We start from the raw sequence: 2555 nt of genomic DNA, 5'->3' as shown, positions 1-2555 counted from the left end.
TGTGGTCGGGTAGCCGGAGACCATTGCTGATCCCCGGCCCCCTCAGAACCGGACGTGCGAGCTTTCCCCGCATCCGGCTCAAGCAAGCCCCATGGGCTTCGCAGGTCAGCAGGGTTATGTGGTCCTTTTGCCGTCGCCAGCGTGATGCTGGCGGTGGCATTCGGAGTGCACGAGGCGAAGGTTGTTCCGCTCATCCGTGCCGCCATCTCGCCGGTAGGTGAAGTGATGCTTGTGGAGCATCTTCTTCGAGGCCGCGAACCAGTTGATCCACTCGCGTGGACTGTCCGGTTCGTACTCGGCTCCGACGATCAGCGTCGACTTGCAGAGAGGACAGAGCCCCTGCTGCCGGACCGCCAGGAGAAGACTCGTCTTGTCCATCGGCGGTGGCGCTTTCCTGCGGCGGCGGTCCCGCCAGTACTCGGTCAGAGCGGGATCGTCCGGGGACGCTCCGCCCTTGACGAGCTGGTGGCGGACGATGCCGGTCCAAGCGAACTTGACGAGGAAGGCGCCGCTGTCGCGGTCGCCGAACACCCACCGGTCTCGCCGGGACGGGTGGAACCTGCCGAAGTACCGGTCCACGACCCAGTGACTCGGCTTGTTGCGGTGACGCCGTCTGGCCCATTTGAAGGTCAGTCGCCACATGTAGTGATCCAGCGACGAGAACGTCGTCGTGGATGCCACCGCCCGGTAGTAGGCCGCCCAACCGCGAACGATCGGGATCAGCCTGCGCACCACGGCCTCGGCATTGGACCCGTGCAGGGTCTTCACCTCGGTCCGTAAGCGCGCCCGGAGCCTCGCGCAAGCCGCTGTGCTCGGTTTGATGATCAGCTTTCCGCCCGTGCGGCGGACGGTGAAACCGAGGAAGTCGAACCCCTTATCGAGGTGGACGACCTGGGTCTTCTCCTCGTTGAAGCGAAGACCCCTCGGCTCCAGCCAGTCCTCCAGCCGGGCTCTGACCTGGTGCACCTGTTCCTCGTCGTGACAGAGCACGACGAAGTCGTCGGCATACCTCACCAGCACCGGAGTGCCCGGGGCGGCGCCGGGCTCGCGCCCGGTCCGAACCGTGTATTGGCACCCTGCGGCCTGTTCCAGTCCGTGCAGAGCAACGTTCAGTAACAGCGGGCTGATCACACCGCCTTGAGGAGTGCCCTCCTCGGTCGGTGCGAACCGGCCGCGGTCGATCACGCCCGCCTTCAGCCACCCCGCGATCAGGTCCCTGGCAGGGAACTGGCCGAGCATGGTCATGAGGTGGTCGTGGTCGATGCGGTCGAACGCCGCCGACAGGTCCGCGTCCAGGACCCACAGACGCTTCGGGTTCTTACCCTTCACCGTCCAGAAGATCGCGGATATCGCGTCCTGGCAGCTGCGGCCGGGCCGGAAGCCATAGGACCTCGGCTCGAACCGCGCTTCCCACTCGGGCTCCAGCGCGTTCTTCACGCGCGCCTGGAGGACCCGGTCACGGATGACCGGGATGCCGAGCGGTCGCTGTTTCCCGTTGCTCTTCGGGATGAACACTCGCTTGACCGGCCTGGCCTTCCAGGGCATCGACGACCGATGAATCTCGGCCGCCAGCGTGCCTCTCGCCTTTGGCGTGAGGGCCCGTTCCCCGTCGATGCCAGCGGTCATGCGACCACTGCTCTGCTGCGTCACCCGCTTCACGCTGATCAGCGTGTTGCTGCGGCTTCGCAGCATGAGCTTCTGCAAGTTGCGGACCTTCTTGAGGTCCCCGTCCTGCGTCGCCTTGAAGATCCTCTGCCTCAGCCGCCGTACGTTCTCCTCGCAGGTGGCCCAGTCGATGCCGTGCCAGTCGAGTAAGTCGCCCTCGGGTCCGTTCACCGCAGGCGAGGGCGCCGCGACAGGTGCCGTGACCTCCATGTTCGCCTCCGGTGTCAAACTTGTCCCTCGGTTCCGGCTTCCTTGCAGTGGTGACTTCAAAGGCTCACCTGATCCACGTGGGCACCCTTTCGGGCCGGACCAACATGGGTCCGTATCCGGCGAGTTATGCGAGAGCGGGTGAAGGTCCCGATCTCCCGGTTTCCTCTGGCCTTTCGGCCCGCCGGCCTTCGCTTCTTGGATCTTCCTTCTCCCGCCGGGGACTTCAGCCTTCCTTGCGGTCGGCCTACCAAGCCGGTGGCTTGGACCCCGTCGGGGTTTCCACGTTCCGCACCAGTAAGACGCGGCTGGGGTGGGCGCCCCCTCTACCCCGGGACCAGCGGTGTCCTCACTCCGGGCTCAGTTACCCGAAGGTCACTTGGCGCCTTTCAGCACCGGGTCCTGTAACCGCCGCCAACACGCCATCGACGCGGTCTTAAAGTCACGAGGCATCATCGAGGGTTCACTTTCGTTCGCCCGTCCAGCCTTCCCCTCACCTGTTGCAACCCGATGGCCGGGACACCCTTGGGCTTGAACGCTCCGCTTCACACCCCGCCGTTACCAGCGACGCATGGGAGCGCGGGGACGGGCCCTGGACACTGGCCCGAAGTCCAGCCTCCTCAACTTCCCTTCATACAGCTGTCCTTACTTACCTGGAGCGACCTCGTGTCGCACACTGAGCG

The 2555-nt window shown here is 65.3% G+C and carries 1 protein-coding gene; it reads right to left on the bottom strand.

What is annotated here, in order from left to right; all coding sequences use genetic code 11:
* Nucleotides 1–114: 114 nt before the first annotated feature.
* A complete protein-coding gene (gene ltrA, locus ACWGH0_RS34585; RefSeq protein WP_453408238.1) occupies nt 115–1875 on the bottom strand; it encodes a group II intron reverse transcriptase/maturase in 1761 nt (586 codons plus the stop codon).
* Nucleotides 1876–2555 lie beyond the last annotated feature (680 nt).

It is taken from the genome of Streptomyces sp. NPDC054887 (assembly GCF_053610585.1).
Note: the sequence above shows the minus strand (reverse complement) of the source record. Positions and strands in the feature narration are given on the sequence as shown.